A 23,432-nucleotide genomic window follows, 5' to 3' on the forward strand; every position below is an offset into this window, starting at 1 on the left:
CACACCACCGTACAAGCGTGGGTCGCATACGGCGGTTCCAAGGTATACCAACTTTCGTTAGATTAGACTTACTATTTAACTCCAACGCCACTGTGGCTTGCCTCTCTTCGTTAGCTACAGTTCCATTTCCGACTTCACCGTATTCCTAACGTAGCTGTAGGGTTACTACTCTTTACTGAGACTCCGTACACACTGAGAATTTATTAACTGCTCATCTAGACCTTGGTTCAGGCCTTCCCTACAACATAGGTACTATGCCCTCTGCTGACTTCTTATCAACCTTCGTCTAGCATCACTACTAGCCTAGTCTCAGAGACAATTGATAAGATCTCCCGAGGTAAGATACCACCCTTTCCCATAGCTCTGCCTGATTTACATCGTCACACTTCTGTTCGAGACTTCGGGATATTCTATCTGTAGCTAGGTTACCCAAGTTGACTATGCCTACTATCAGGTTTCTGTTCGTCAAAGCTATGTTTTGCCATTTGCTTCCTTCAGATTCCACCTCACGATGGACCCCCTTGCATAGGCTAACGTTTCCTGCTCGACAAGGCACGTAGAGGACTTTCACCTCCTAGGTTGGCACCATGCTCGGCGCACTACGAACAGTGGAAAGCGCATAGCTTTCCACTTACGCTGATATAGACAATTACACAAAATTTAGGACAGTCTCTCGCTTTGCTCAAGTCATATCACTTTATCGTTCCCAAATTCTTGCGATACTCACCATCAACCATCTCATCCAAATATTCTTTAACCCCACCAGAGATCCTATTCACTAAACGAGGCTCACAGGTTATGAACCCTAAAGGAACTGACACAGGATATACATCAGGTAAGTTAACGTGATATACAACCACCGCCAGTTCATTTTCTATACATAAGGTTTCTACTGAACCACCTAGTAAGCCTTCAACGTAGGTATTGGTATAGTCGAGATATGAAGATAACTCATTTTTCCAGTGGTTTCTTTCTCCTCTAGCATCAGGACCACTAACGGGAGCAAAGTATGCTGGCTTATATAACGCCTTTGCCTTTTTCCCCGAAGTCTTTCTTTGGTCTATTATCTGCTGTAGCCTTGTCGGTAGTTCACTAGATTTCCCCCACAAAGCAGTACTAGGAAATACCCAAGAAAGTTCCTTAGTTCCATCTTGGTGGTTTCTAGCAAGCTTATCTCTTACGCGCTTGAACTGAGACTCAAATAACTTCCAGTTTTTGTCAGTATGTAAAGCCCCAATGAATGGAATAAAATCACTCTCCTTACCTGAGTATTGGCTAGAAAACTCCTTCAAACCAGAAACATCAATGCCCCTTTCAGTTATGAAGTCCTTCGTTTTTATATCACCAAATTTTTCACAAGCTCCAAGAACTTCATGGATATTGTTCACACCTGTATTCTGGTGGATAGCATTGGTTATCAGTTCATCTGCTGCTGACGAGTTTTTTAACTGCTCCAGGTCTTCACGTTCAATAGCTCTACCAAACTCATCCATTTTAAAACCGAGTTTAATTCTGAATGGTCCTTGTGCAACCTGTCTTATAGAATCAAGCTTATAGATTCGTAATCTTCCTGAAGCACCTGTACTTTTAATATTCTCTAAATACTTTTCTTCAACCAATTGCGAAAACTGTCTCTGGAATGCTTGATTAGCCAACTTTTCCCTTTTTGCTATATTCTCGCTGGAAACATCAAGCCGAACACCGAAACTCCAATCATTATCCAACCGCTCGGTATGGGAAGACACACAGTTAAATGCTGTTGACTCAAATCCTAAAACAACACCTGTTGAGGCTAGATCAGTAACTTTTAAAGCTCCTCCATATTCTGAAAAGTACTTTTTCGCTTGTTCAGTTAACTTCAATCTACCTTGTTCCGTGTACTTCAGATCTCCCCGCTCAATCAAGTCTCTTAGTGCTTCTCTAACTTCTCTCTCACTTAATCCAAAATATTCCGAAATAGATATTGGCTCTAATTCACCCAAGTGAACAAGTCGTAAAATAAACTCTCTGATAAATGGTAGAGCCTTCTGGGTAACGTATGAGAAACGGATATTGAAGCGATATGCTGGAATAAGAAACTCAACTTCGTTGTAGGTAATATGATCTACTTTAGACATCATCTCTTACTCCTTCTGTTATTAGGCTTCACATTAATAATTCGGTAATCTTCTTGATTTTTACCTCTATGGATATAATCGAACACCTTACCTAAAGGCTTACTCTGATTCTTGCCCTGCCACATTTCACTTGCCCCGACAATGACCAGCCGATCCATTGCTCGCGACAAGGCCACATTTATTCTGTTAGGAGAACGAAGAAAGCCTGTAGAAAGGTTAGAAATGCTTCTGGTTATTGAAAGGATCACTATTCTGTTTTCCTTTCCTTGATAGCTGTCCACCGTGTCAATTTTCACCAGCGACTTAAAATCATCTTCCCATGGTAAATCTTTGAACTTTCTTCTGATTAAACGACTCTGCTCACCATACATACAGATGACGCCAATAGCAGGTTCACCTTCTTTAACTGTCTTCCTTAACTCCTGAACAAACTTATCATTGTCAGCAATAGATTTAAGAAGATTAATAATCTGATCAGCTTCTTCTCGATTGTATATACTTGTTCCTCTGTCATCTTGATGATATGAGCGTTTACCAAGTGAAGAGGTATCGAGCCAAGTTACATAGCTTTTTAGCAGATTTGGCGCATGCTTATAGACATCAGGTATCTTACGTTCACCAGTTTCTAGTTCCCCATCGTAAAAGCATGAGGAAACTAAGTTGCCGATAGGACGTGCCATACGATACTGCGTAAGGAGCTGAGCACCTGTTTGCTTACCATATTCAGACTCAAAAACCCTGGCAAAGTCACTCTGCAATAACTCATCAACATCCATATCATCAGAAACGATACCAAGTTTACGAGCAAGAGCTTTTTTATGAGGTTCTGAATATAAAGGTGGTAATTGTTTGTGGTCTCCAACAAGTAAAATTCTTTTACCTGATTGCATCGCTATAGCGAGTTCGCTTGCAATAGATCTTGCAGCTTCGTCTATGATTACCCAATCATATTGGTTAGCACTTACACCAATATGAAACTGACCAATACCAACACAAGTCCCCGTTACAAGTTGACGCGAACGTGCGAAAAACTCATCGTAGTTCACGCTATCTGTAGCAAGAACATCTAACATATCACTAGAGATCTTTGCTAACGCTTGTGCTCGCTTTGCTTCATCTGGTCGAATAGCATAGTTTCTATCAAGCTTCTGCCTGATGAGTCCTTTAACTTCAGCAATATCATGGTCTGCCAGCTTTAACTCATACTTATCAAGCAAAATTTCTGAAACATTACCTTCAAGTTGCTGGTGCGCTTTCTTTAAGCCATTTTTATCTTTATCTGATAATTTTTTACTTTGCAGTTCTTCTGAAATAGATATGAGCTCATCGATCTTTTTAAACAGTTTCAGCTCTAGTAGTGTTACTTCTTCAATATAACCTTTTTGTAATCCGAGCCCTTTACTCAATGCAGATGTTCTATAAGCCGCTTCTGATGCAAACAGCTCTCTTTTTTCATTTATCAAAGATTGAGAATACACATCTTTCAAACCATCAGATACAGCCCCCTCTCGGTTACTGAAGCGAACTACTTCTAGTGGAGTTTTTAAACGCTGACAGTGACTTCTTATCCGCTCGGCTGCTGTGTTTACAGCTTCATGAGACTGACTTACTAGCAAAATGTTATTCACATTTTGCTTCTCAATTAAGAAGTGGACAAAAGCTGCAATAAACTCTGTTTTTCCTGTTCCAGGAGGTCCTTGAAGCAAAGAAACAGGTCCCGTATCAATTAGTCGCTGGAAAGCTGTACGTTGTTGGTCATTCAACTTTATCTTATTTCCATGTGCATCCTTACGGTCGTATCTCGCATAATCCTCATCATCAACTTCAATGCCATATTCCACTGCTTGTAAAGAACAGTCTGGTTCAAAGTAATTTATTAACTCACTAACAGTACTCTCTTTTGATAGAATCCTTTCTAATGCGCTTCTTCGTTTAACGTAAGACGCTTTATCCTGCCTAGATCTAAAAAATACTATATCGTCTTCGTCTAGTTTGAAGGCTCGGGCTTTTAGCTTATTCATCCGAACTTCGTGAAGGGTAGACAACTTCAGCAAGACCTCACCCAAGACAAACTCTCGATCATCTTTGTCGATGATTAGCGCTTCTATCACATCACCTTTCTTAAATGCAGCTAAAGGATCTGTTTCAGATCTGTGGTGAAGTATAATTTGATCAGGATGTTGTTTTACCTTCTCAGGCTGGGTTGATAACTCTGCAAATGGATGAGATTCGGTTTCGGTTTCCAATATACTACGCCATAGCTTGGTTGTAGGTATTACAATCTGCTGTTGTTCTTCAGTAGCTACTACCTCTTTATCAGCATCAACAAGGCTTAATGCTTCAGCTTCAGTATCCTCGTCCTCATCTTGAGATATCGTAAGGTTTACTGCGCGTTGAAAATCATCATTCTCTCTAAGTAAATCTGATAATTGATTTGAGTCATTAAGACGACTACTTCTGACTTTGAGGCCAAAAGGTAATTCAAGTTTAGCCGCATCTATGATTTTTTTGCTGACAGACGAACGAAGCCGTGGCTTAAGAACCCCTGTAACTCTCTTTTCAAAGGGAGAATAAAAGAAGGATAAACTCCCCCCAACCCCTTGAAACGTAACCATTGCCTGGTGCGGATTCTTTCTACTTTTTTCAAGATCTACATATAGCTTTCCGTTGTCAGGATAAATAAGCAGATCCTCAGTTAAATCTCTATGCGTAATTTCTATAAATTCATCTTGCGGTGATAAGTCATCTACCAAAGAGCTTTTAAATCTCTCTAATGATTTGAAACCAAATTCAATATCATTGATTTCAGCTAGCACAGCATCACTTACTGGTGACAACTCAGAGCTTTGTTCTCCAAATTCAAGTCCGAGTATTTCCATTCCCATTTTCATTACAGCATAGTTATCCCTCTCAAATGCCGAGCACGCATCAATATTTGGGGGGCTATAACGATGATTTTTAGGTTCGTCGCCATCTAATTGAAAATCAGGTATATCAATGAGGAATATATTTCCGTCTTGTTGGTCAACAAGAACGTTCTCAGGATGTAAATCTCCATGAGAAATATGCAAACCATGCAAATGCTCTATCACAGACAGAAGTTTTGTCACTAGCTCTAATCTGTGAACACCTTTATCCAACTCATTCCAAGGTGTGGATTCAACTTCATCCATTGCTACGTATAGACAGTCACTTTTTGTCGCCAAACCAAAATCATGAATCTGTGGTAAATACGGAGGAGATAAAGCCTTAAGCTTAGACAACCTCTCTAAGAAGCTTAAAGTTTTCGAACCTAGGAGAAGGTCATTGTCTGATGGATTAACATGTAGCCAAGACTTCACAAGTAACCCATTTGATCGATAAATTTCTTTTTCATCATCTTCCGAAAGCAAATCATCTTCGGGATATTGCCTTGATAATTTAATACTTCTTTTGTAAGGATCTAAGGAAGACAAATCAAAATCTAAGTTCAAATCTGCTTTAGGCTCACTTTCTTTTAAAGCATCGAAAAACTCTTTAGCACTTGAGAATGGCTGCTTTACAGCCTGTTCTAGTACATCGCTATACCAGTCACTACTATCTGAGATCCTTTCCTCTATAGTTTTTAAGCTATTTGGTGAAATCCGTTCTGCCTTCAATACATGCCATGCAATAATTGAAAGAGCATATACATCTATTTGGTATGGCGTCGTTTTATCAGTAACAGTCATACCAAACGGTGCCATACCATTATTTGCGGAAAGAATATCTCTGTAATCACCAACGGTCCCCTTTGGTTGGTGATAGGCAGAGATAAAGTTCGATAAAGCCACCTCTTTTGAAGGAGATATCCAGATACTATGATCTCCAAGATCTCGGTGGGCTAACCGAATTTCGTGCAAATCTGCAAACTTCGCAACCAACATTTTTACAAGGTTATATCTGTCTTGATCAGGTAACGATTCTCCAAACCTACCAATAAACTCATTAAATCGGATGTGGCTTGGAGGAAGCTCGTATAACTCAATAAACTGAGATGTTATCTGATCTTTATGTACGCTTGTCAGCGAGTTCAGGCAATACTTATAGAGCTCATAATCTTGATGTTTTATATAGCCTAATACTTCTCTCTCTCTTGAAACAATTTCAAATCTTCCCTCTGGTGTTTTTGCTTTCCGCCCTGGTATGTTTCCGAAGTTCCATAGCCTCAATAGAGCTTCATCTTTATTCGAAGCTTCGGAAACAGAGTGATACTCCTTATACACACCTTTAGGGTGATCAAATATTTCATCTACAGCTTTATAACCATTTGAATAAATGGTTTTGTTTTCAGTATTTGTTCTATCAAAAAGTTCATCAAATATGGAAAAATCATTAGTTAGTGTTTTTGAATCGGGATGTGGTCGGAATTTTTTATTGAAAGCATGCTCATTTTTAAAATTAAGAAAATCATTAAGAGAGATCGTATGTTCTTTTTGTTCCCCTTTTAGTTGTGAGAAATCCGCATTTCCTGTCATGACAACTAAAAATTCAACGAACGGTAACCTTCCTTCGTTGGTAAATTTTCCTTTAAATTTCTTGAGCTTATTCTCCATTAGAAATTTTTTATTGCGGGTGACACTTACAGGAGAACGTCCCATATCTTGGTCATTTTTATACCAACGGTCACCTTTGCAAGTAATCACACCGTTGTTCCAATGCTTGAGTTCTATAATCAATACCTTGCAATTTGTGATAACCACAAGGTCAAACTCACCTTCTTTTCCTTTATCAACAAACCTGAAGCCTGCGTATCCTTTCCATGGGAACATACCATCGCTTTTTAGAGCTCCCAATTGCTCTTTCATAGAGCCTTTTGTATCGATTTTTTTTGATTTTTTTCCTGCAGAAAAGTGTTTTTCAATTCGCTCTATTGCACTAACTTCATGCTCAAGCAAACCACCGTCCCATAGCTCAATTTTCAAACTCTACCTCTACTTACCTAGCTAACTCCGAAGTACCTTATAACTTAGAATTATCGTACTTAATTCGTTGATAAACCTTACACTATTTTATTTTTCAAAACGTTAAGCAGATCCACAGGTTCGACTTCGCAACCAGTATGTTATGTAAACCTGCAATAATTACAGACATATAGGCTCTCTCCCGATTCCGCCTTCACTTTCCCTCACATACTCTTCGGATTCATCAGACGAAGGTGGCATGCGATTTGCCACAACTGTGGCCGATTTCAGCAAAAGCTTCGCAGGAAGCTTTTTGTGGTCAATTTTACCTGCAAGTTCTCTTGACACAGATGGCCAAAGGTTTAAATGAAACTTCATAGGAAGATGAGGTATAGGTGTTGGAGACCAATTGCTTCGTTTATGAATCAATTTCCCATCTACATACCAACGAATTTCATTAGGGCTCCATTCAATAGCATATGTATGGAAATCCGCAGTAGCATCAAAGCCCAAATCTATCAATACAGGTGTTCCGCGATACCCATAATCCATACGAGCACCTTCCGTTCCTGGATTATAGTAGACATTCAACATGACTTTTGTTGGCTCTTTTCCAAGCAGTTCAATGTCAATCTCTTGACGAGGAGAATCTCTGTGCAGAAAAATACCTGATATTAGACCTGAAGTTTTAGGTGGTTTCAGTACGGCTTCAAACCGCCCGTATAAGTAACTATTCTTGCTCGTTAATGCCCCAGACCTATAATCTCTAACCTTCATGTCTTTTTCTCGCACTTCAAGAATCGCGAAGTCTTCAGATATTGAAAAACTTGAAGGAGAAAACATACCTAAGTTTCCAGGGAAAGTATCATCACGAAGAGAAAAGTAATGCCCATTGTAATCCGTGAATTTCTTTGAAATGGTAGTAGTTTGCGATAATAATGTTGATTCTTTCTTTTGGTTATCAATAACAACCATATCCATTCCCCTCTCAGACATAGGCACTACCCAAGGAGAAGTATCTGCTAACATCCAGGACTCTTCCTGACTTGAGCACCCTATTTCAGCATTTACTTCAAACGTTACTTTCCTCATGCCTAAGTCAACCAATGAAGGATATGGGGCAACTGGTGGTACAAAGCCTAAGAACTCGCAAATAGGTTTCCAGTCATGAGGTTGGCTATTATTTAAAAGTAACACTTTATCTTCCCATTGACTGATAGTGTTTCTGATCTGTTCTTCACTATATCCATCTGTAATAAGAATAAGTCTTCCATTAGGATATAACGAGGCCAAATCTATCAGGTGGACCCTACATGTCTTTTCAGTAATTGAGCGATGACACCTTTCGCGACGATAGTTTTTCCTAACCCCACTTCATCAGCAACCAGTATTCTGTGGCTATGTTCGGGTATTTGATACTTATCTATAACTAGGTCTACCGTTGCCTTTTGAAAATCTTTAAGGCCAGTCAATACACCGTTTAGTTGCTCTAGGATCGCTTGTGTCATTACTTCGTGTTCTTATAATTCTTACAACTATTTATTAACTACTACTTGGATGGTACAAATGACGAGAAGACGCCCCATAACGTCTTGAATTCATCTGGAATGATCTTTTCATCGACTTGCGCTTGTAAACGATCAATTCTTTCTAACAAAACCGGACTTAACGCAGCCGCTCGCATCAACTTTTCGTAGATCACACTGTCTTTGGTAAAGAACACGCCATCCGCCCCCTCACCGTCTCCCTTGCCCTCACTGTTCATCAAATCTTGCTTACTTGGGTCGATATGTAACAGCATCGCGATATAACTCATAAACTGTGAGCGGTTTTCGAGCAATTCATTAGTAATTGCCTTGCCTCGATCCAATTCAAAATCATTCGTTATTTCAGCTTTAACTACTAAATTCTTAACCACTGAATCATTTTCTGATATTTCGAGGTGAATTAGTGCACTAATCTGGGAGAGTTTAAGGCTATCCCAAATAACCTCTCGAGCTAGGGCTCGAGGCTGTGACGCACTCAATGTCGAAACCTTAACGTCAAAACTCGACGGGATTTCAACCAAAGCCCCATTCAAGGTCAGCTGATATTCGTCATCACCACATAAATCAACGTTGAGCTTCCAATCTGCATTAATTAGGCTGAATTCTAAAAGACGAAGTGCTCGATCAGAGTCTTCACCTTCAGTTTCTTCTAATTCGCTGAACTCATGTTTTGTAAATAAGCCTGTGCCATGCTCATTAACCCATTGCTTGATCAGTGAATGAACACCAATGTGATCTTTGGAGCCCGTTAAACGAAGCATGAATTCACTATTTCTAGGGCTATTGGTTTCGTCTCCCATCGCTGCTTGAGTCGTATTCGCAGAACCAAGGTGCCAGCTAGAAGTGGAATCAGTTTCATCGACAACTAATAACTTTGCATGCAAGTTGAGGTCGTTTTCTACAAATAAGGACTGGTCCATTTCCTCATTTTCTTCTGCATCGATGAGGTGTTCGTTAAGTGCATAGCAGTGCCAACCGTCCAACGCTTTCTCGCCCGCCATATCAAGCTCTTCTTTGCGGCTAAATAAGTAACGTTGATCATCAGGAGCAAAGGTACTGAGCCAATCTAGAGCTCTTACTTTGCCTCCACCTCTGATAAAAGGAGAAACAGCAAGCATGGCTTGATTATCATGCTCTAAACGAATTGGATGCTGTCGTTTATTGTCATCATCAAAAACAGTAGAGAGAAAACCAAGTTCAGTGATGTTATCTGGTTTATCCCAATGCACCCTAACTAGCTCTTCTGGATCAATTACATCACCAAATGAAAGCATTGAAGAACCACGGTAAACCTCATCAAAACAGTCAATCAATCGACGATTGGCTGGCTTGCGCTTCCCTCTTGATTCTCCGTTAATGACAGCGCTGAGATCCCAACTGCGATCAAACGTTAAGTTACGTGACAACACTATCAAACGGTATTTCACATTTTTGTTTTCATCTGGGCTTTCGAATCGCAGTAACCACAATTTCGGGTGAAACGACGAAAACGCTGAATTTGACTCTCCTGCGTTTGGAACTACAGGCACGAGGCTGCGTTCCAACAAGCCAAATAAGCTGTTGTACTTATCTGGCAACTTAATATTGCCTTGTTGGTAGAAAACTGTGAGTTTATCTCCCAGCATTCCTAACGCTTCCAACAGCGCAATTCTCATGTGCTCAACCGAACCTTCTAAGGTATGGCCAAAACACATGGCAATAGGCACTGTCAGTAAAGTATTCAAGTCCAAGCTATACGTCGTGGCAATAGCATGAGTGAGCTCATAACCTTCAGGAGCGATAAGCTGTTCGCCATAATCTAAGCGATTTTTATCCGGCACTAACACCTAGCCCCTCCTGGATATCTTGTAAAATGACTCTGGCAGAAGGCCAACGAAACTCCAGTTTGCGCATTCCAACCCACTTTTGATTTTCACTGAGGGCTTTTTTCAGCAAACACCTTGCCCCTTTATTTGCTATCGCTTGCTGCTTAACACATGCATCCAACTTATCTACAGAGGCATTCTCGCGAATCAAGCTACACCAGTTTTCGATAAACTGACGTGTGCGATTGTTTGCGCTTTTATGTGGTCCGAAAGCAAACTCATACCAGTTATCGACGCTCTGCTGTTCAAAGCTCGTCGACTGTTTATGAGCTTGATTCAACCAAACATCAAACTCTTCATTCCACTGTTCAATCATTTCGATATTCTTGGCACGTTGGGCTATGAGGGTGTTGTAACGAATATGCGCGCCTTCAAGAACAAAACTAAATTCCAGCGCTTTTTCAAAGCATGTTTTCGTTTGTTCAGAAATAGGAGAGTCTTTTAACTTTTCATAAAGGGCTTCGGCCTGCCAACCATTATGGACATCCATATCCGCCACTTGCAAAGCTTCACCAACAAGGTTGTGCTTGAATAACTGAGCGGGGACACTACGTTCAATCTTACTCGATAGCTGTAGTTTATTTTTAAGGTAATCAGCTTCTTTACGTGTAAGTTTTATTGACACTTGGTTTAACCAAGATTCACAGTAACCATCGGGTTTGGTCATCAGTTGAGCGATATCAGAATGCTGTCCATCGTCATCAACATGGGCTTCAGTCTTATTGTTTGCTAGCTCTTGGTACTGATTAACAAACTCTCTTAACGACAGTTCTGTTTTAGCGATAGATAACTGGCGCAGTCCATTCCAGTAGACGGAAGAAGGCTTCCGAGCCACTCCTTTCTCTAGGCTTTCTTTTCCAATGATCCCATCAGGCATATCATGTCGATGGTTTTCGACTAAGCACCTAGCTAATCTATCTTCTTGCTGGCTAATGTATTCAGCAAGAGGGGGCCTCTCATAGGGATCTAACTTACGGTAGTCGTGAAAGATATATGGGATAGTGACAAAGTACTTAGCGCGGGTTTGGATAGTAGAAAAGCCCGGAAAAAGCTGATCAGCAAAGGCATCCCTGATTTGCCCTATACCCAATTCATCAAGTGTACCTTTCTCTTGTAACATGGATAACACTTGAGATACACGCTCTCGCTCTGTAGATGAAAAATCTATCCAGCCAATTAGACTTTTTTGTCGGCTCACTACTCACTCACATCTTTATATTAATTTTTATCTAGCAACAGCCACTTAAAGTTCCTGCATACCACATTGTTTCAGATATTCGAACGTTTCCTGGTCATCACACTTTATGACCAAACCACTACGCCCACGACTGAGCAATACTCTATAACTCCCCTCTGTGTAATGCTCGTACTGGCGCCGGTCTTCAGCCACCAGCTTTCCTTTGCGATAGACCATATCCTGCCCCCAGTTAAACAGAGCAAGTGATAGTTCTAAACCTTGACAACTAAACTCAGTACAAGCCGCTTCAAATTGACAACATGAATTTTCAGAACTTGGTGGCTCAACGTACCAAGGGCCAATATGTTTACCTGGTTTGTATTTATCTTTCTGGACTTCCTCAATAAACTTGCCACCTTGGCTGGACATCAACCAGCCTGTTCTAAAGGCATCTTGAAGCTTGTTTCCTTCGTGCATAGTTTGTTGTACACCCAGAGCATAAGTTTCAGCAGTTTGCTGGTTTTGAGTCAGTCGTAATGGGTAGTAAGCCTGAATATCCAAAGCGACTTTTTGAGCTTGGTCAGAATTGTTAGATAGAACCGCTTCAATCCACTTGTCTAAACTCTCTGTATAGGCCTGCCGAATGGGCGTTTTAAGGTTATACACGTCTTTCTTAATTGGCGTAACGAGTTGCATTTTACCGGCGTGCAGCGATGGCATAATAGGGATGACTTTGCCGTTTTGCGCTCTTATTGCTGCATCTAGGTCTGCTAACATCTGATCTAACTGCATCTCATTGCGATGGATCGCTTGACCATCTCCCACCAAAAGCACCAACACTCCAAACGGTTGACAAGCAAGCCAGTTACAAAACAGCATTAACTCAGACGGTGATTGTGATTCTCTAGGGCTTGCTTTGTCCCACGCTCGCTGTGCTTCATCAAATACGACAAAAGTCTCTCTGCGTGATGTTAGTGAGCGCTTCAGATCCTTCTTGAACGGGAGCAGATCTTGGATCATCACTCGACCATCAATGACCTTATCTCCTGTCCGGCCAACTGACTGCTTACCACTATAATCTAATGTATGTTGCAGCACCTGAACGAGAGGTCCATTGCCAGAAAGAAAAATAGGTTCACTCTGTTTTGCGCTCTCACTACGTGCAATTTCCGCAACAGAACTAATGCCCAGTAGAGTCTTACCGGCACCAGGGCGCCCATGAACGACAACGACATATCTTTGCTGCTTATCCCTAGCATGCTGATAAAGCTTTAAAAGTGCCGCACGTGCCTGGTCAATATTTTCACCGGCCGAGGTTTTTAGCGTAGGTATTTTAGCGTCGAAAAAGACCTGAGCAGTGCCATGCAATATGCTTGGCTGGCGATAAAACTCACCTTTTGCCCACTGCAGTACATTATAGTAACTAGGTTTACTTAATGACGTTATAAGCTGTGACGCTAATTGGGGGGCCAGACCATCGTCTGCAATGTCACATACAACATTTAGGTGTTGGAACCGCTTAGCGCCAGGTTTAGTGAGTACAACAAAGCCATGACCGACTAGGTCAATAGATTCACTGTGATAGCGTCGCATTGTTTGCAAATCAGAGTTTGCTCGAAGAATTTCGTATTCAGATGCTTCTTGTTTGTGTTTGAACTCGACTACAAACAATTCGCCAGTTGGAGTAACGAGGTTAACATCCGCCGCTCGTTTTCCGCCTTCACCAATCAATTCTTGTTCAAAGGCTATCCAGCACTTCTCTGGTTCCACTTGAGTTTCTGTAATAACGTGATTAAGGGTAGACGTCATTACATCGTATTCAGTTTCCCAAGCATATCGTTGCGCAGGATCGAGATCTTGCGTCCAACTCAAACTACGATGGAAAGATACTAACGACTCTAGAAAACTAGCTCTGTCTGTAGAAAGAAAGTCTTGCCAAGTCCCATCCCAGCCTGCTTTTAGGTCCATTTTCGTTATCCTTCAAAACGTAGACTGTAGTTTTTCAACGGCCGGCATATCGGCCGCAGCCCAATCAACATCCCAAAGTTGGCCTTTAGATAGCCAGCGAGAGTCAATATGCTCCGTAAGCTCAAGTTCGCGCGTTGGTACCTCAATAACAAAGCAATGCATGGTGATATCAAAATCAGGGTAGCTATGCTCAATCGTCAACAAAAACTGTGGTTCAGTAACGGCAATTCTTAACTCTTCATCTAGCTCCCTGGTAATAGCTGCAACAAGCATTTCACCGGCTTCTACTTTACCTCCTGGGAACTCCCATTTTTCGCTAACATAATCTAGCTTTGATGGCGCTCTTTGTACGGCTAGGAATTCGCCTTCATTTTTCAGTACAGCCGCGACGACCTCAATGTGTTTCTTACTCATCGATTGTGCTCTTCTAACAATTTATTGCTACGAGATTTTAAAACCTCAACATCCTTTGCGTCATCTACGATGTGCATTTTCTTATGACAATTGGGGCATAATGCGACTGTATTTTCAGCCGTATCGTCTCCACCTTTGGCGAGCCAAACAATATGGTGTGTCTCGAGATATGGCTCACCTTTCGCATTTTTAAATGGCGCCGGTTGTAGACAAAGTTGGCACTGACCTTTAGCAAGGCGTTTAGCCAGTTCTGCTACCCAAATATTTCGCTCATAGCTGATGGATTGTTGTTGGTACCGTGTAGCGGTTTTTCCACCTTTTGTCGCCAAAGACTGAAGCACCTCAAGAGTCAATTTCTTGGCCTTACGAACTCGGACACTCTCAACGTTCTCGCGATCTTCTTTTCTAACCTGGCGCTCACCCGTTACAAGCTTTAGAGGGAATATATATGCTCTTCTTGGATTACCTTGTTCATCATCTTGCGTTTCCGAGTACGGTTCACCGTCGAGAGCGACTTCGCCAACATAGGTGTATTCTTGGTCCGTAAACACCTCAAATAAGTGAACAGCGACGTCATTGGTTCTCGATTCAGCTAGCGTTTTATTCTGCTGAAATGTTAAGCTTTGATCGCCTTTAGAGCCCATGCCTGTATAGTGGAGAACGTCACCTACCCAACGATCATCATAAATAGACTTGATGTGGTTCGATACAATAACCAATGTATTGGTTTTATGTGAGCGACGCATCCCACCTTGCGGGCTGCAGCCGAATACTTCGCATAACTCTGTGTTATTGAGTTTTGTGCCGGCAGGAAGAGAGTTATGTTCATACATGGTGCTATTTCCACTCTATTGCTGAAGTGTCGTTGTTCAGTAAATATTGTTTTAGTTGATGAGCTCTATTTACTGCTTCAGGTTGATTGTAAATATAAAGTCCATCCTCCAACCAGTCCCAAAAGTTCAATAATTTTCTCAACGCATCTGCATCTACTCGGCCATAAGCTTTGATGAATACTTTGTTATAGTGCTCATTAATCAAGACAACTAATCGTTCAACGAACATATTTAAGGCTTCTTCAACCCAATCTTGTTCGTTAGCTTCTAACTCTGAAGGGTCTTCAACTCGCAGCAATAATCCCGCCCTTTCGATTGAATCTCGATAGGTAGAGTCAGGGCTCCAGTTCCCCATCAAATCTTTCCAATTGGTATTCAGAAACTGTGTTTTGGTCCTGTTCTTAATCTCATTCAGCTTCTCTTCAAACATTTTGATGTCTGAAGGAGACTTATAGATTAAGTACGCTGATTGCTGTTGCGACATCTCGATTGCCAATGGACTACGATATTCAAAAAGCTGCATACGCTTCTCAAGTGAGTAGCTGAGAAGATCATTAGTGATTCTCCAAAGAGCCATCGGTTGAGGTAAATCTTTGGCAAGCAATTCCGTTTGCTGTCCGATGCTTTCTAAAAGGAGATTCAAATAACGCTCCCAAACACTAGAAGAAAGATCACTAGATATTACATTCCAGTAATTACGCGCTACATCTGCCAAATGGTATCTGAGCTTTGTTAGCTCTTGGATTGTAATACTTTCTTTGAGCGCTTGTCGGACATAAATCAATTGATGCCGTAACCCTCTAAGCTCCTTGGCATGCTCTATACGCTGAGCTTTCCTTTGTCGCTCTTCAAGCCTAATTCTTTCTAGGGCGATTGTTTGACGAGTTAATTCAAGTAGGGAGCTCCGTTCATCATACTCCTGTAATACATAATCAAAGCAATCATTTATCTCACCTGATAAATGCGTCAGTGATAACGATGAAAGCTCACCCTTCTCTCCACAAGAAGCAATCTGATCGAGCACTTGATAAATTCGTTTAACTGACTGCCGAGACTCTCGTTGAGCCTTTTCCTGTATAGCAGCTGACAGTTCTTGTTGCTTTCCATGCAAAGCAGCTTTTGTATTGATTGCGTATGGTAGCCTTTCTGGAGACAATATTAAGTCACTCAAAACCACCATTTGACACCCATAGCTCATCTCTAAGAAAAGCTCTGTTGACTTAAAATCAAACTCGGGGAAATGTGCCTCGAAGTAGAACTCTCCACTCTCTTGGCTTTTATCTAACGCTTCTTGAGAGAAAACAAAGGCATTACATTGGATGTCTTTCACTTTGCTCTCAAACTCCGCAAAACTTTCAGGGTGAGCCTCTAAGGCGGTACCGTACATGATGTAATAGAAAATAGAATCGCTTCGACCTTCACTAAACAACCAAATCAGGTTGATCTCTTCCCCTAAGAAGAACTGCTCGCGAGCATGGATTATTTCTGGGTCCAACCAACCTTGAATCAACTCTATCGCGAATCGATTACCATTGGTGTCTTCAAAGTAAATATCCGGCTTGCGCCATTTTTTGGAAGTGCCTTTTTCTGCAAAGACAAACTTTTCTACTTGGATAGAATCACGCTTTATCTGATCTGATTCCCTCAATGTACCGGCAATAAAGTGCTTTGTGCGAAAGTGCCATTGAGTTTCATACATTTCAGCTTCAGTAAATGCAAAATCACCATGGTAGTCACTGTGAAATGGACAATCTACCTCATCCAACTCCGGAATATGCTTATGATAAAAAGCAGCTCTACTAGTCGCACTTCGTGCTCGATACCTTACAGGGAGCCCACAATAACCACATTGAATAAAGTCTTCACCTTCCGCGCTATGAACTACAATTTTCTTCTTTATAGATGCTGTACGAGCTTCATCAGGTGTTGAACCATAAAGCCCCAGATAATCACTGGCTAATATTGGACCTTCGATGCCTTTAATCGCAAGTTCCCATAAACCATTTTTGTTATCGCTGTTAATGTAATTCATAAAGGCCACCCGCAAGTGCGTTACGCTGTTCTGGTTACTTTCTTGACGATTTTCAGTCCCAACAATATTATGACGCCAATGACGACAGGTAAATACTGAATACATACACACGTCGCATAACTAGACAGGAGTTAGATGATGAGCAAATGGCCAATACGTTGGGATCTACTGTTCCGCTACAGAATGATAGAAGTCATCGCACTATGGGAAGGACGGTTAACGACCAATCACCTGATTAAGAGCTTTGGTATTGGCAGACAGCAAGCATCGAAAGATATCAACTCTTACCTCTCTGAGGTGGCACCTGGCAACCTCGTTTATGACAAGCAATTAAAAGGTTATAAGCCAAGTGACAGCTTTGCTCCAGAGCTAACAAGTGGACATGCCGATGAATACCTTCATATTCTAGCGCGCAGTGAAGACATGGCTGTGACCTTTAATGAACTGGATATGGGTTTTGAAAATGTTTCCATGGTCCGCCCTGTGACTCGCAATATATCACCACAAATCTTGCGTCCTTTAGTACAGGCGATACGAGAGAAAAAACGTGTCGATATAAGCTACACATCACTCAAAGACGGAATTGAAGTTGAACGGATTATCTCTCCACATACCCTAGTTTGCACACCTCTACGCTGGCATGTTCGGGCCTATTGTGAACATGCGAATGATTATCGTGATTTTGTGCTCAGCCGTATAAGAGGCATTCCATGCCTTGAAGCTAAAAGAGTAAAAGGAAGAGAGCATGACGAGTTATGGAATACTCCCCTCACAGTTGATTTAAAGCCTGACCCACGACTATCAGAAGTTCAAGCCAATGTCGTTGAGCATGATTACGGTATGGAAAAAGGTACACTCACAATACCAACCAATGCTGCGTTGGTTCGCTATGTTCTCGATGCCTATAATATCGATATTAATGTATTGGATTCGAATCCTAAAGGTCAGCAGATTATTGTGGCGAACTTTGAGGAACTAAAACAATATTTATACTTCTAGCTTAAAAGAGATCAAACACATTGGTGGTTTGTACCAATTCAGATTAGATCTGGCGGTTATCCACTCTTCAAATCAGTACCTGTGAGATTATATCTAGGCTAGATTCCATTCTTCCAATCATTGGCTTCGTGTTAAGTGGTCATAGCTGCCAGTACCGTGCAGTCTTCATTAACGCATATACTGTACGCAAGCTATCTTCCGACTCAGGGTCTTCCATTCCTCGCAACCAACGAACCTTGATTCCAAGATAGCTTGCCCACGCAATGGCTTTTTTGAACTCTCTGTAATTATCGGCTTTAGCGCTGCTTTCAATATATTGATTAACAAGCAAGTATTGCTCCTGTCCTGCCGAATAACGCGCTAAAGAAAAGGCTCTTTTAAAATGAGGATGTGCATTTTGATAGTCTTCATTTCTATAGTGGAAAATAGCTTTACACCATTCCACCAGCCAGCAGAGCATTTTGCCGAGCTCAGCAATTTCGACTCTATTCTTATACTCATCAATTTCACTTAATGACGTTGCTTTTCTCTTGAGTTTTAGCCCTTCATCCAGCAGCCGAGGAAAATCACTAGGCACCAAGTCGTTAGTCGGATTCTCATGATGCTTCACTAAGCTATAAGTCATGACAGGCCCAATATGAGCTATCAACTTCCTGAACTGCGCGATGCGGATAGTGCCTTTGCTGTCCATTTTATAGTTGATGCCTTGGGAGCCCCATTTAATTTTATCAGCCCTAAGCCACCACAACTCCATTACCGCACTATACCAATGGTCTTGTCGTTCAAGCGCCAGAACGTCCATATTGTTTACACGCTCTTGCACCAACACCCTATAGTGACATGTCTCCCTATCAAACCTTCGGTACTGCTTCTTAAAACCGATAACGAGTTGATGTAAATAATCATCACCATAAGCGCTTTGAACAGACTTGAAGCAATACGTTGTAAATCGCCCCAAAAAGAGTGCAACTCGATAAGCATTAACCTGATTTGGAGTAATATCTCTGCTGTATCTTTCATCACCAATCTCTGCCAAAGCTTCGATTGAATCATTCAGCGTTTTACTGAGAGCATGCGTACTGGGTAACTGCTGGCCTGAGGTCCACCTTTGTGCATTTTCAAGGTTCCGTTCATAACGCTTGTATTTTTCTACCAATTGCTCGTTTGTCTGATATGAAATATCACCCTGAGCTGGATTATGGAACCTGATCTGATATAAACCCTGAGAGCTATATATCCATTGCCACACTTTAGTTATTGGAAACTGAATTGTCTCCCCCTTAGCGTCAAAGTTCACTTCCGGCAACCACCAAAACTTGTCTTCAGGTGATGATAAACCAGATGCATTAACGTCGAACGCCAACGAGTTCTTAAATAATGAAGTTAATACCCTATCTATTAAGCGATGCTGAACTACCCACTTAATAGTCTCGGAAAAAGACAGATATGTTCCATCGAGGCGGACAAGGTCTCTATATTGATCCAAAGCATCTTCGATTGAAGCCATTATGGCCAATGTTACTCGAGGGTCATCCACTAACTCGAACACTATTTCACCAAATATACTTAGTAGTTCTTCTAGTTGGGTACTAATCTTTGAGTTTTCAGTCGCTAACCGCTCAAGGCTTTTCTGTATAGCCTTTTTGTGTTTCTCGCCTCCAATAACTGAAGTTTCATCCTTCTTCTGAGGGAGGATTCCGGCAGCATTAAATAGCTCCCGAACAACCTCACCGATAGTTGGAAAACGATAATGTAATTCTGTCATGTCATTCAAAGGGCCTGAAACTAGGCCCTCTCCTACCTTCTAGTTATCCTTTCTTGGGAGCAGCCACTCCTCGTCCACCACCTGATTTATTCCCTGTTGTTGACGGCCAGTTTCCTCCTGGACCAGGGTGGCTTGATGGGCCGCGACTACCTTTGCTTTTTGTCATAATGTATCTCCTTTGATTAGAACTGCACAATTGCAGTACATCTCAAAGACTATCCTCTAGGACATAATTCAAATACCTGCTTTTTAGCGATGTGTTCTTCAAGTAACAATATTATCTGGCGGTAAGTAGCCAATTAACGCCCCATCAAACACTCCTCCATCCACTCATCTACCTCACCTTCCACCCAAGCCACGGCCCTATCACCTAAACTGATGGATTTTGGAAACTCACCTTCATTCATTTTTCGGTAAATCGCTGAACGGCTCAGTGCTGTCTTTTGCATTACTTCTTTTAGCTTCAGAAATCTCATGGGACGTCCTCCTATGCTGTGTGTTCCCATGGGATTGACTGGCACGTAGAAAAATACCTTTTTATCTCCAACTATTTACCTACTGAATTTTACGGATTAAGTGAACCAATTAGTTTCCAATCATCAAACACGTCCCAAGGCATTAAGATCCGATGACCACACAAAAGGAATCACTTGTTGGCTCAGCCAACAAGTGATTCATTATCGTTATAACTGACCATTCGCCACTGCGAGAGCGTATCTATAAGCGGCATCTTTTCCTGCGGAGCAAGCTGCGACTTTCCTCACCTCAATTTGTTTATCTGCACTTCGTTTATCCACTAGCTCCCAAAGATCTTGATGAGCTATCGGTTTTTTATTTGCTTTACGCCAATTTCGACGTTTCCAACCATCAAGCCAGTCATTAAAACCATCAACGCAATAGTCACTGCTTGAATAAATAATATCGCCATCACAAGCACGCTCTAGCCCAAAAGCAAGTGCTGATAACTCTGCGTAATTACGGTCTACGATGCTATCAAGGAACAACCAGTCTTCACCCGCTATTCTTTCATAGTCATCGAATACAACCTGCCCTACCCCAGCAGAGAGTCGTCCTCTTCGCTTCTCTACGATGGCTGCTTCTACATAAATTTCTTTTTTCATTTTTATACTCTCCAGAGACTAAAAAGCCGATACATCCTTTGCACCAGCTGGTTGTGTTGATTGTTCATTCGTCGCTTTATTGCGATTGCTACATAACAACGGCAAGAGAGTTATTTTTTACCTGTCTCTGGAAATACTCCCCCTCCACGCCTCGATTCAAAATGCTCTCAGATATATTTCATCAGTACGCATAACCAAACAGATAACCCAAGGAGCTCTTATGCGTAACGCCAACAACCAACACGATTACCCTTTTAAAACTTCAGAGTTAAATGAACTGCTAGAACGTGCAGCCGACGCACTGGCTGCAAAATACAAACGAGAGGGCACGTTCACTAATCCAACCAATGTTAAGGAATATTTAAAGCTCAAGTTAGGGGCTCATGACCGCGAAGTGTTCGCCGTGATGTTTCTTGATAATCAACATCAATTGATCAGTTTTGAAGAGTTGTTCTTTGGCACTATCGATGCTGCCTCTATTTACCCACGCGAAGTACTCAAAGCAGCACTAAACCATAACGCTGCTGCCGTCGTTTTTGCTCATAACCATCCTTCAGGTGTCGCTGAGCCCTCTCAAGCAGATAGACGCATTACACAGCGCTTAGTAGATGCTCTCAAGCTGGTGGATATCCGAGTATTGGACCACATCGTTGTGGGTGAGGATTGTGTGTCATTTGCAGAAAAGGGGTGGGTATGAACAAATTTGTTATTTCAGGACTTAATGATGAACTCGTTAGTCCCATGCACTGTTTTCTTGAAGCACTTATGTCTGAAAACGTCATCCCGAATACAGTCGAGCGGGTAGCGTTAAACATAGGGTCTAAAGATATCAATAGCCGCTTTCAACCAATCGAAATTCAATTAGAGCGAACATCAAGCAAAACACCTTGGCAACTTCGCTTTATTGCCACCTTTGATGTGATGGTTGCTGGTAAGCCACAAAAAGAGTTATCGCTGTATTTCAACTTCGCAGGGTGTTGGTTCTACCACCCAGAGATTAAGCAGTGCAACTTACAACGGCCAGAAGTTCAAACCTTACTTGCTAGCTGGCTTAAAGCCATCACTCACACTCTCATCACGCAACCTGCTATCTCAATCAACATCACATCCGTTCGTTAATCCTAACTTATTTCAAAGAGGTTCCTATGAATCAAGCAGCCAATCTGGCTATGTTCGCGTGCAAGCGAGCTAAGCCTTCACATCAACTGAAAGACCTAATCAAACGCTCTATTAATGATGTTAATTACCGAGGAAAAATGACCATCTGTTTTCAAGATACCAATTACCACCCAAAAGACGGCGGCTTTCACCCTGTCTCTATTACGGTGGATATCAAAGATAGCCATATCGCTCTTATTGAAATCACTGACCTTGTTTATGTGGGAACCGGTACGCCAGAGCTCGTTCCTGACTTGGCTTTTGATTTTGCTAACAACGTCGCTTTCGCTCGTTTCAGCGGATGGCTTGGTATGTACCTGCAAGAAACAACCGAGTTATATGAAATGTGGGAGTGTAACTTTCTAGCTTATGTAGAAATGAACGCCTACGACCAAGTTCAGGTTGAGTACAGTTAATCATCACTCGTAGCAACCCTAGCCACTAACCGTCCCGCTCCACTTCATATCACAAATATTCAACACAACCACCAGCACAGAGCTAAAACGAGGCTGCTTCCCATATTGTTAAAACGGGAAGCTTCCATCCCTTGCTGTATAAGGGTTCTTTAATATCGTCTGCTCTGTGCTTCCCAAAACACCCTTCTACAGACAAAAAAGGAAGCAGATTATGGCTGAGGTACAAGCAATCAAAGACGATGACACCATACGTCTGGTTGGACATTTACTGAGTATTCGTTGTAATCCACAGATGGCCGATGTGTGGCATATCGGATTAAACCTAGCACTGCGGATTTCTGATTTGTTATCGATCCGCTTTGAAGACATTCATGGTGACCGACTTATTATTCGTGAAAGTAAAACTGGCAAGCTGGCAAACATTCAGCTCAATACCAAAGCGCAGCAGCATATTGCTAGATTAAGGGAGCAACATCCCGACCACATCTACTTGTTTCAATCCTACCGATGCCAACAGTTGAAAAACAAATCACCCCAGCCAATCACGCGACGCGCCGTGTCTATGGCATTTCAACAAGTAGGCCAAGAGCTAAATATTGCGTTAGGTACTCATTCGATGAGAAAGACACGAGGCTACTTTCTTTACCAATCTACAAAGGATATAGGCCGTGTCATGAAAATGCTTCGTCACACATCTGAGGGCGTCACGCTTCGCTATATCGGTATCACTCAAGATGAAGTCGATAAAGACTTTGTTTCTCTTGAGCTTTAAGCATGATCATTTACTAAGGGGGCGGGGCCGCTAATCCCTTATAAACATTAAGCTCAGAGCCCTTTTGAGTTTCGTTATCATCACATTGGAGAGTGAATAACATGAATCCATATCACGCAATAGGAAGCTTTGTTGTAGGCAGCTTATCGAAAAGCTTAATCCAAAATTTATTCTGGAAAACCGACGGTCCAGTTAGAGGGAGCATTGTGTATTGCGATCTCGCATTTGGTTATGCTGAACATTCAGGTGTCTACGTGGGAAATGGACGTATCATCCATCGTAATGGCAAAGGTCTTATTGAAGCCGTATCAATTCATCAGTTCCTT

Annotated in this window: 19 protein-coding genes and 1 pseudogene; 6 read left to right on the forward strand and 14 right to left on the reverse strand. The window is 41.7% G+C overall.

What is annotated here, in order from left to right:
- Window positions 1-692: 692 nt before the first annotated feature.
- From OH458_RS11715 to OH458_RS11760, 10 genes are all read right to left on the reverse strand, one after another.
- Window positions 693-2,120 carry a hypothetical protein gene (locus tag OH458_RS11715; protein ID WP_269978475.1) on the reverse strand — a complete coding sequence of 476 codons (1,428 nt, stop codon included), beginning with the start codon at window positions 2,118-2,120 and terminating at the stop codon, window positions 693-695.
- Window positions 2,117-7,060, reverse strand: coding sequence for an AAA domain-containing protein (locus tag OH458_RS11720; protein ID WP_269978476.1), 4,944 nt, complete (start codon window positions 7,058-7,060; stop codon window positions 2,117-2,119). Before OH458_RS11720 ends, OH458_RS11715 begins: the two co-directional genes overlap by 4 nt.
- A gap of 159 nt (window positions 7,061-7,219) precedes the next feature.
- Window positions 7,220-8,332 carry a family 16 glycosylhydrolase gene (locus OH458_RS11725; RefSeq protein ID WP_269978477.1) on the reverse strand — a complete coding sequence of 371 codons (1,113 nt, stop codon included), beginning with the start codon at window positions 8,330-8,332 and terminating at the stop codon, window positions 7,220-7,222.
- Window positions 8,333-8,337: 5 nt separating this feature from the next.
- On the reverse strand, window positions 8,338-8,547 hold the full coding sequence (locus OH458_RS11730; protein WP_269978478.1) for a hypothetical protein: 210 nt from the start codon (window positions 8,545-8,547) through the stop codon (window positions 8,338-8,340).
- 41 nt (window positions 8,548-8,588) lie between these two features.
- On the reverse strand, window positions 8,589-10,412 hold the full coding sequence (locus OH458_RS11735; RefSeq protein WP_269978479.1) for a phospholipase D family protein: 1,824 nt from the start codon (window positions 10,410-10,412) through the stop codon (window positions 8,589-8,591).
- Window positions 10,396-11,649, reverse strand: a complete 1,254-nt coding sequence (locus tag OH458_RS11740; protein WP_269978480.1) for a DUF6361 family protein — start codon at window positions 11,647-11,649, stop codon at window positions 10,396-10,398. The genes OH458_RS11735 and OH458_RS11740 overlap by 17 nt, the downstream gene beginning before the upstream one ends.
- A 45-nt stretch (window positions 11,650-11,694) precedes the next feature.
- Entirely contained in the window at window positions 11,695-13,596 is a 1,902-nt protein-coding gene (locus tag OH458_RS11745) for a DNA/RNA helicase domain-containing protein (protein WP_269978481.1), read from the reverse strand.
- Window positions 13,597-13,608: 12 nt separating this feature from the next.
- Complete coding sequence (locus OH458_RS11750; RefSeq protein ID WP_269978482.1) at window positions 13,609-14,010, reverse strand: (deoxy)nucleoside triphosphate pyrophosphohydrolase; 402 nt, start codon at window positions 14,008-14,010, stop codon at window positions 13,609-13,611.
- Window positions 14,007-14,843: an HNH endonuclease gene (locus OH458_RS11755; RefSeq protein WP_269978483.1), complete on the reverse strand. Its 837-nt coding sequence runs from the start codon at window positions 14,841-14,843 to the stop codon at window positions 14,007-14,009. Before OH458_RS11755 ends, OH458_RS11750 begins: the two co-directional genes overlap by 4 nt.
- A 4-nt stretch (window positions 14,844-14,847) precedes the next feature.
- Window positions 14,848-16,875 carry a hypothetical protein gene (locus OH458_RS11760; RefSeq protein ID WP_269978484.1) on the reverse strand — a complete coding sequence of 676 codons (2,028 nt, stop codon included), beginning with the start codon at window positions 16,873-16,875 and terminating at the stop codon, window positions 14,848-14,850.
- 138 nt (window positions 16,876-17,013) lie between these two features.
- On the opposite strand from OH458_RS11760, the gene OH458_RS11765 reads away from it, so the two are divergent.
- A complete protein-coding gene (locus OH458_RS11765; RefSeq protein ID WP_269978485.1) occupies window positions 17,014-17,874 on the forward strand; it encodes a helix-turn-helix transcriptional regulator in 861 nt (286 codons plus the stop codon).
- Window positions 17,875-18,013: 139 nt separating this feature from the next.
- Here the strand turns inward: OH458_RS11765 and OH458_RS11770 are convergent, their stop codons facing one another.
- The 4 genes from OH458_RS11770 to OH458_RS11785 form a co-directional block, all read right to left on the reverse strand.
- Window positions 18,014-19,639 carry a hypothetical protein gene (locus tag OH458_RS11770; protein ID WP_269978486.1) on the reverse strand — a complete coding sequence of 542 codons (1,626 nt, stop codon included), beginning with the start codon at window positions 19,637-19,639 and terminating at the stop codon, window positions 18,014-18,016.
- A gap of 43 nt (window positions 19,640-19,682) precedes the next feature.
- Window positions 19,683-19,805, reverse strand: a complete 123-nt coding sequence (locus OH458_RS11775; protein ID WP_269978487.1) for a hypothetical protein — start codon at window positions 19,803-19,805, stop codon at window positions 19,683-19,685.
- A 133-nt stretch (window positions 19,806-19,938) separates the two neighbouring features.
- Window positions 19,939-20,145: an AlpA family transcriptional regulator gene (locus tag OH458_RS11780; protein WP_443088518.1), complete on the reverse strand. Its 207-nt coding sequence runs from the start codon at window positions 20,143-20,145 to the stop codon at window positions 19,939-19,941.
- 177 nt (window positions 20,146-20,322) lie between these two features.
- Window positions 20,323-20,760 (reverse strand): RNase H family protein, encoded by a 438-nt coding sequence (locus OH458_RS11785; protein ID WP_269978489.1) that lies wholly within the window; start codon window positions 20,758-20,760, stop codon window positions 20,323-20,325.
- Window positions 20,761-20,980: 220 nt separating this feature from the next.
- On the opposite strand from OH458_RS11785, the gene radC reads away from it, so the two are divergent.
- From radC to OH458_RS11810, 5 genes and pseudogenes are all read left to right on the forward strand, one after another.
- Window positions 20,981-21,457, forward strand: coding sequence for a RadC family protein (gene radC / locus OH458_RS11790; protein WP_269978490.1), 477 nt, complete (start codon window positions 20,981-20,983; stop codon window positions 21,455-21,457).
- Window positions 21,454-21,879 carry a DUF2787 family protein gene (locus OH458_RS11795; protein WP_269978491.1) on the forward strand — a complete coding sequence of 142 codons (426 nt, stop codon included), beginning with the start codon at window positions 21,454-21,456 and terminating at the stop codon, window positions 21,877-21,879. The genes radC and OH458_RS11795 overlap by 4 nt, the downstream gene beginning before the upstream one ends.
- Window positions 21,880-21,905: 26 nt before the next feature.
- Window positions 21,906-22,334: a DUF2787 family protein gene (locus OH458_RS11800; protein WP_269978492.1), complete on the forward strand. Its 429-nt coding sequence runs from the start codon at window positions 21,906-21,908 to the stop codon at window positions 22,332-22,334.
- Window positions 22,335-22,545: 211 nt separating this feature from the next.
- Window positions 22,546-23,106, forward strand: coding sequence for a tyrosine-type recombinase/integrase (locus OH458_RS11805; RefSeq protein ID WP_269978493.1), 561 nt, complete (start codon window positions 22,546-22,548; stop codon window positions 23,104-23,106).
- A 101-nt stretch (window positions 23,107-23,207) separates the two neighbouring features.
- Window positions 23,208-23,432, forward strand: a pseudogene (locus OH458_RS11810) (lecithin retinol acyltransferase family protein); the annotation flags it as partial.

Origin of the sequence: Vibrio sp. MarTm2, assembly GCF_027587055.1 — a bacterium.
Classification (GTDB): domain Bacteria; phylum Pseudomonadota; class Gammaproteobacteria; order Enterobacterales; family Vibrionaceae; genus Vibrio; species Vibrio sinaloensis_D.

Bases quoted from the DNA above. Each gene is read 5' to 3' on its own strand.
- OH458_RS11715 (WP_269978475.1), bottom strand. From the start codon at position 2,120: ATGATGTCTAAAGTAGATCATATTACCTACAACGAAGTTGAGTTTCTT.
- OH458_RS11730 (WP_269978478.1), bottom strand. From the start codon at position 8,547: ATGACACAAGCGATCCTAGAGCAACTAAACGGTGTATTGACTGGCCTT.
- OH458_RS11745 (WP_269978481.1), bottom strand. From the start codon at position 13,596: ATGGACCTAAAAGCAGGCTGGGATGGGACTTGGCAAGACTTTCTTTCT.
- OH458_RS11750 (WP_269978482.1), bottom strand. From the start codon at position 14,010: ATGAGTAAGAAACACATTGAGGTCGTCGCGGCTGTACTGAAAAATGAA.
- OH458_RS11755 (WP_269978483.1), bottom strand. From the start codon at position 14,843: ATGTATGAACATAACTCTCTTCCTGCCGGCACAAAACTCAATAACACA.
- OH458_RS11760 (WP_269978484.1), bottom strand. From the start codon at position 16,875: ATGAATTACATTAACAGCGATAACAAAAATGGTTTATGGGAACTTGCG.
- OH458_RS11765 (WP_269978485.1), top strand. From the start codon at position 17,014: ATGAGCAAATGGCCAATACGTTGGGATCTACTGTTCCGCTACAGAATG.
- OH458_RS11770 (WP_269978486.1), bottom strand. From the start codon at position 19,639: ATGACAGAATTACATTATCGTTTTCCAACTATCGGTGAGGTTGTTCGG.
- OH458_RS11775 (WP_269978487.1), bottom strand. From the start codon at position 19,805: ATGACAAAAAGCAAAGGTAGTCGCGGCCCATCAAGCCACCCTGGTCCA.
- OH458_RS11780 (WP_443088518.1), bottom strand. From the start codon at position 20,145: ATGGGAACACACAGCATAGGAGGACGTCCCATGAGATTTCTGAAGCTA.
- OH458_RS11785 (WP_269978489.1), bottom strand. From the start codon at position 20,760: ATGAAAAAAGAAATTTATGTAGAAGCAGCCATCGTAGAGAAGCGAAGA.
- radC (WP_269978490.1), top strand. From the start codon at position 20,981: ATGCGTAACGCCAACAACCAACACGATTACCCTTTTAAAACTTCAGAG.
- OH458_RS11795 (WP_269978491.1), top strand. From the start codon at position 21,454: ATGAACAAATTTGTTATTTCAGGACTTAATGATGAACTCGTTAGTCCC.
- OH458_RS11800 (WP_269978492.1), top strand. From the start codon at position 21,906: ATGAATCAAGCAGCCAATCTGGCTATGTTCGCGTGCAAGCGAGCTAAG.
- OH458_RS11805 (WP_269978493.1), top strand. From the start codon at position 22,546: ATGGCTGAGGTACAAGCAATCAAAGACGATGACACCATACGTCTGGTT.